Below are 5,284 nucleotides of genomic sequence, written 5' to 3'. Positions count from 1 at the left end.
ATCATCGTCCAAGGTTCATTCTTAGGAATGCGCAATTTAAACCGGTGATAACGATTGCGCGAACGCCCATGATAAGCGCCCGTGACATACGAACACACCCTCTCCTTATGCCATGTGATCGGCGTCTGATTATTGCGAAGACGACGTTCCCCTATGCTTAAAAGACCTTGTGTTGTATCAACTTCGGCAAACATTTTCGTGATAAAGTTAAAACTTCCATCAGGCGCCCCCATCTCTTGCGAAACAACCGTTGCCTCCATCGGGGCTCCTGTAAACATAACAAGCCGATTGTTTTCATCAAAAGCACCAAGCATTGGAGCGCCACTTTGCCAACGGGGGCTGTCTAAAGAAGCAGGCAATGCCTCAAGATTGAGCGAAATCTCATCTAACTGTTCTAAAGTATAACCTGTTGTAAACACTGGAAACAACGTGAAAATCTTTCCCTGTAGCGTCGACCATTTCTGCAAGCCCCAATCATAAACAAAGGTGGTTTGTTCGTTATTGCCTCTTTTTAAGGACCAATAAATCCGGTTATCAATGGGGTCTATAACTCCTTGCATCTCATCAAGAGCAAACTTATCAAATGTTTTAAAAACCGTTCTATCAACCTTTTCAAAACCTATCGGTAAAAGTTGACCATCCAAACTCATCTGATAAAAACCACCATCACCTGCAAAAAAAGCATCACTCCCTCGACATGCTATAGAGGCTGCACTGCGGGCTCCTCGCTTGTCTTGTATCTTTTGAAATGTAAACACAATTTTAGAACCCGCAACAAAGGTTCCAGCATAAATAGCAGAACGCATAAAAATGAGGGGATTGGTGGATTCTGTTGCCCCTTGAACATATTCTCCATCCGGAAAATCTTGAAAATCGCAATCTTTCTGCTTAACTGTCCAATGAGTTGCATCATCCAAACCTGACCAATGAATGCGATTGGGGTTATCTGTCAATTGCATCAAACAAACAAAAGGTCCCCAAACCTTCACCAAGCCTGCTTTCGGCGGATTGCCTCCTAAATCTTCAAATCGTTCAGAACTATGGGTATTAAAAACTTGTGGTTTATCATTTTTATTGACCGCAATAATTCTTTGACCAAACAGAGCAAATGACCATTGATTATCCTCATGCGCATGATAGGTCACACCACTTTGACTTATGTCTTTCCAACCTTTCGTTTGACTATCATAACTGTAAAGCTTTTGCTTTCCTCCTACGATTATCTTAACACCATTACCGCTTCTAAAGGCGATTGAACCCAATGGGTTTTCTTCCAAAGGATGAGACACAACCATTGCACTAGGCATGGGTATGTAACCGCCATCTGCCGGCAAAACATTCACAAGGCTATCCGTAAAACTGCCGTTGACAACCGCAACATCCGGTCTGTAATCGGCAATGGGAAAATAAACCATCTTAAAAATCCGTTGGCATTATTCTGGTCACGTTATGACGTTGAGACGTCTCTGCACGCAATTCATGCAACTGTTCGTTAAAGTCATTGTAAGCTGCCGTTGCACAATCGGGGTCTTTAAGGATATTCTTGTAAAGTTCGTATTTTGCACGCGCCTTAATCAAATCAAAGGCATGCACAAACCATGGATGCTCCTCATCAACACTCTCTATCTCTGATAAACGCAATGGAGAGAGAATGAGTTGAATCTGATAGGCTCTATCCGGCGTGGGATAAAGATGTAATTTCCTATCAAAATAACTGTAACAAATCGGCGTTCCTTGCTGCTCTGATGATAACAAAGGCTCTAAAGAAACATGGTCCTTACATTCCAAGGCAAACTTATGATGTTGATCAGAACTCAGATAAACGTTTTTGATTTTAACAGCACTTTCGATATGGCTGGTAGTGCTTGCATCATAAACACCTTGTCCCGCCCGTGTCTCAAACACCACATCACGGCTTTCGTTAAAGTAAAAGGTCTCTCGTTCACAAAAACGAATGGCTGCAAAAATACTTTCTTGGATTTGATGAACATACTCATCGGCTATGTCATCAATCTCATCTTGGATGACCGACACAAGGTGCGAAAGTGTTCTCTTATGGCGATAAACATCTCGCTTTACTGGTATCGGTCCTCCGGTCTTAACCCGAATATAATGACGTGTCATCAAAATACCTTTCTGTAAAAATTATTACTATTGATATTATATATTTTGTGTATTATAATGCACTGATGGTAGCGATAATAAAAACAACAGATGAATTCGATAACTGGTTAGAAAAACTTAAAGACAGAAAAGCTGCTAATATAATTCTTGCAAGGCTTCATAGAATTCGTTCAGGGCTTTTGGGTGATGCAAAGTTTTTTAATGGTATAGGTGAATTACGTATCCACTATGGTGCTGGTTACCGAATTTATTTTACAAAAAAAGGCGATAAAATCATTATATTGCTTTGTGGTGGTGACAAATCCACACAATCCAGTGATATTCAAAAAGCCTTATCTCTTTTAGAGGATCTTAAAAATGAAATTGAAAACCTTTAACTTTGAAAAACACCTCACAACACCAGAATCTCAAGAAGTCTTTTTAAATGAAGCCTTCAAAACTGGTGATGCCTCTCATATAGCGGATGCCCTTGGTATTGTTGCTAGAGCACAAAATATGAGTGCCTTAGCAAAAGAAACCAATCGCGAACGCAGTGGATTATACCGCTCTTTAAGCAAAACAGGTGACCCTAAACTTTCTACCTTAGTCGCTGTCTTATCTGCCCTTAATTTGCAACTCTCTGTACAATCTGCTCCATAAATCGTGAGGGGAATTAAGCCTTCCCCTATACCTCTCAACGATTGGTCACGAATTGCACGACCACAACACACTCACCAGCCGCGGTTGTTTTATCCCGTGTTGCATAAAGCGTAAGCTCTTGATCTTCTGAAACAAACTCTTTTTGGTTGGTTGATGTAAAATCTTGCGTACCTTGGGCTTTGATGTCCTTTTCACTAAACTCATTACCCCCATAGGTGCTACCTATCTTTAATTTCGCATCCGAAAACGCTGTCTTCACAAACGCTTTAATCGAAAGGATCATTGCACCACGCGGTAAAGTCCCGATTTTGCGTGTCAAATGCTTATCTTTATGCGAGATATTCAAACGCAAAAAACTGACCTGATGTGTATGAAGATCTCTGCCGTGTAAGTGTCCTGTTACGCCATCTACCATGTCCTATTTCCTTTCCTCATCACTCAACTTCACCGCTGTAGGTGGGGATAACTATCGTTCCAAAATCTTGGGCTCCTTGTGCTCTTCCGGGCATTTGGAAACGCGTTTTCTTCATGCCCATAATTGTATGCACTCCAAAACCGTATTCGCGTTTGTAGTCGAAGGTTTCTTCTTCGATTTTATAGCGGGTCTTACCGTAACTCTTACCAAATGCCATAACGACACTTTGCGCTCCAAGCAAAACAGCACGGCGCACACCTGCAAGACGTGTACTATCCGTGGATTTAACACCATTGGTGACATGCTCTGATTCACGTAAAATCACACCGTTGTACATGCCTAGAGAACCATCAAAGATTGGGTTTTTGGAACGCGAACCGGTATAAGCAGCTTTCTGAATATCAAGCCATTGACCCGTCTCTGTATTAGTGCGCAATTGTGTCACCTGAATGGGATGCAAATACAACACATAAACACTCTCGCCATTCACGCGAACCGGTCTAATTTTAGGATTCGCTAGCTTAGCGCACTGAACCGCTTCATCTATCAATTTAAGATTAAAGCTGTGTTTGGCTTTTTCTGTAAGCTCTTCATCCTTGGTTTTTGCTTCTGGTCGCACAATGCGCTTACTGCTTGGAGCTAATGGTGCATTAAAGCCCCAAAAAAGAGGATCAAGATCAACCGGTTCTCCCTCAAAATTAAGCCTGTTGGCTGTATAACCGCAAGCGTGAACGAAAAACATCAAACTCAAACGGTCCGCATACCAATCTGATAAACTGTTTTTGGCTTCTTCGCGCAAATTAAACAATGTGCGCTGATTATCAATAGTGCCTTCATTGGCAATTCTTGTTCCATGATAAAGTTCATTGATATACAGTTTATCATGAAGGAATTGGAGTGCCTCTTCATTGCCTTCAAGGGTTTCGCCCTCACTCACACCACGTCCTGATAACTGAGCTCGCAGACTAAATGTTACACAATCCCCTTTGCCTTTTTGCGTCTCTGTTTTCACCTGAATAATGCTATTGGAATCCTGCCCCATCAAAGGAGCGATAGGAGTTGCTTTGGAGACCTCCGCATCAAGAATTCTCGCCCATGTTTTTAACGCATGGGGATCATTAATCCCTATATGTGTTGTTGCCATTTATTTCACCTTTCTTTGCTATAAAAAAACCGGCTTAAAGCCGGACTACTAACCCGCACCAAAGGCGGCTTATTCTCTACAAGTCTTTCACTTAATCTTCATCATCCGCACCACTCAATTTGCGTATAAGCACTCGGTTCTTTGGATTGCTGTACCATGCTTGAAACTCTTTATCCGTCATAGCGTCCATCGTTTCCCATGAAAGTGGACCTGTACTCCCCCCTCCACCAGATGCCGTTAAAGTCCTCGCAGAATTCTGACGGCTTTGAAGTTCTGCAACTTGATTATTCGCTTGTAATGCTTGGTTCTGATAGCCAAGATTTTGCGCTATTCTATAAATCTCTTCTGCCGGATTGAGATCTCTTTGTGCACAAGTCGCTACAATCGTACGCAATTCATTCCTTATGATCTCAGAAATTGTGTTTGGATCTGCATACTCAGGATAAAGTGACGACCAAGAACTCAATTCCTTCGCACGCTTCTCATAAAGAAAATTTGCCGCATCACCAAAATCACTGGATTTATTTTGAAACGACTTAACAGAATTGTTGAAAAACTGACCAAGACGTATATCATGCTGCTGCTGTTCCTCAGCTTGTCTTAGCGCTTCTTTCTGTTCCCTAATATACGCATCCTGCTCTCGAATCTTTTTTCCTATCCAACCCATATAACCAATAATGTCTTGTGTAGGGTCTGGGGGTGCATTTTCACCTTCAACCATTGGCGTCTGGGATTGGGGTTCATAAAGCTTGACAAGCGCTTCACGAGCTTGTTTGGCTTGTTGCTCCATACGCTGCTGTTCTATACTAGGAACAATCTCTGAAGGCTTTTCAACGGTCTCTAAAACCGGCTTTGGAGACGTAATGTCATCATTATCAATCGTTTCACCATCATAAGTGCCAGCATCAAAAGAGCTCTCATCATCAAAGACCGGTGCTCCAACTCTGTAATCTTCATTCATA

7 protein-coding genes are annotated in these 5,284 nt (G+C 41.9%); 2 read left to right on the top strand and 5 right to left on the bottom strand.

Annotation, left to right across the window (positions count from 1 at the left end):
* Window positions 1-1,415, bottom strand: a 1,415-nt coding sequence (locus ACFIKR_RS08620; protein WP_375659563.1) for a hypothetical protein, incomplete at its 3' end; no start/stop codon positions are given.
* Window position 1,416: 1 nt separating this feature from the next.
* A complete protein-coding gene (locus ACFIKR_RS08615; protein ID WP_375647772.1) occupies window positions 1,417-2,124 on the bottom strand; it encodes a hypothetical protein in 708 nt (235 codons plus the stop codon).
* Between the two features lie 65 nt (window positions 2,125-2,189).
* Between ACFIKR_RS08615 and ACFIKR_RS08610 the strand changes: the two genes are divergently transcribed.
* On the top strand, window positions 2,190-2,501 hold the full coding sequence (locus tag ACFIKR_RS08610; RefSeq protein ID WP_017196508.1) for a type II toxin-antitoxin system RelE/ParE family toxin: 312 nt from the start codon (window positions 2,190-2,192) through the stop codon (window positions 2,499-2,501).
* Entirely contained in the window at window positions 2,482-2,763 is a 282-nt protein-coding gene (locus ACFIKR_RS08605; RefSeq protein WP_273788712.1) for an addiction module antidote protein, read from the top strand. Before ACFIKR_RS08610 ends, ACFIKR_RS08605 begins: the two co-directional genes overlap by 20 nt.
* 34 nt (window positions 2,764-2,797) lie before the next feature.
* Here the strand turns inward: ACFIKR_RS08605 and ACFIKR_RS08600 are convergent, their stop codons facing one another.
* The 3 genes from ACFIKR_RS08600 to ACFIKR_RS08590 all read right to left on the bottom strand — a co-directional run bounded on the left by ACFIKR_RS08600 (window position 2,798) and on the right by ACFIKR_RS08590 (window position 5,283).
* A complete protein-coding gene (locus ACFIKR_RS08600; RefSeq protein WP_375659562.1) occupies window positions 2,798-3,178 on the bottom strand; it encodes a hypothetical protein in 381 nt (126 codons plus the stop codon).
* Between the two features lie 19 nt (window positions 3,179-3,197).
* Window positions 3,198-4,322, bottom strand: a complete 1,125-nt coding sequence (locus ACFIKR_RS08595; protein WP_375649236.1) for a N4-gp56 family major capsid protein — start codon at window positions 4,320-4,322, stop codon at window positions 3,198-3,200.
* 91 nt (window positions 4,323-4,413) lie between these two features.
* Window positions 4,414-5,283: a hypothetical protein gene (locus ACFIKR_RS08590; protein WP_375659561.1), complete on the bottom strand. Its 870-nt coding sequence runs from the start codon at window positions 5,281-5,283 to the stop codon at window positions 4,414-4,416.
* Between the last annotated feature and the right edge of the window lies 1 nt (window position 5,284).

Source organism: Bartonella sp. MR30HLJHH, assembly GCF_042194195.1.
GTDB classification, from domain to species: Bacteria; Pseudomonadota; Alphaproteobacteria; order Rhizobiales; family Rhizobiaceae; genus Bartonella; species Bartonella grahamii.
This window is presented reverse-complemented; position numbering and strand designations above follow the sequence as displayed.

Coding starts and splice junctions, on each gene's coding strand:
- ACFIKR_RS08615 (WP_375647772.1), bottom strand. CDS start 2,124: ATGACACGTCATTATATTCGGGTTAAGACCGGAGGACCGATACCAGTA.
- ACFIKR_RS08610 (WP_017196508.1), top strand. CDS start 2,190: ATGGTAGCGATAATAAAAACAACAGATGAATTCGATAACTGGTTAGAA.
- ACFIKR_RS08605 (WP_273788712.1), top strand. CDS start 2,482: ATGAAATTGAAAACCTTTAACTTTGAAAAACACCTCACAACACCAGAA.
- ACFIKR_RS08600 (WP_375659562.1), bottom strand. CDS start 3,178: ATGGTAGATGGCGTAACAGGACACTTACACGGCAGAGATCTTCATACA.
- ACFIKR_RS08595 (WP_375649236.1), bottom strand. CDS start 4,322: ATGGCAACAACACATATAGGGATTAATGATCCCCATGCGTTAAAAACA.
- ACFIKR_RS08590 (WP_375659561.1), bottom strand. CDS start 5,283: ATGAATGAAGATTACAGAGTTGGAGCACCGGTCTTTGATGATGAGAGC.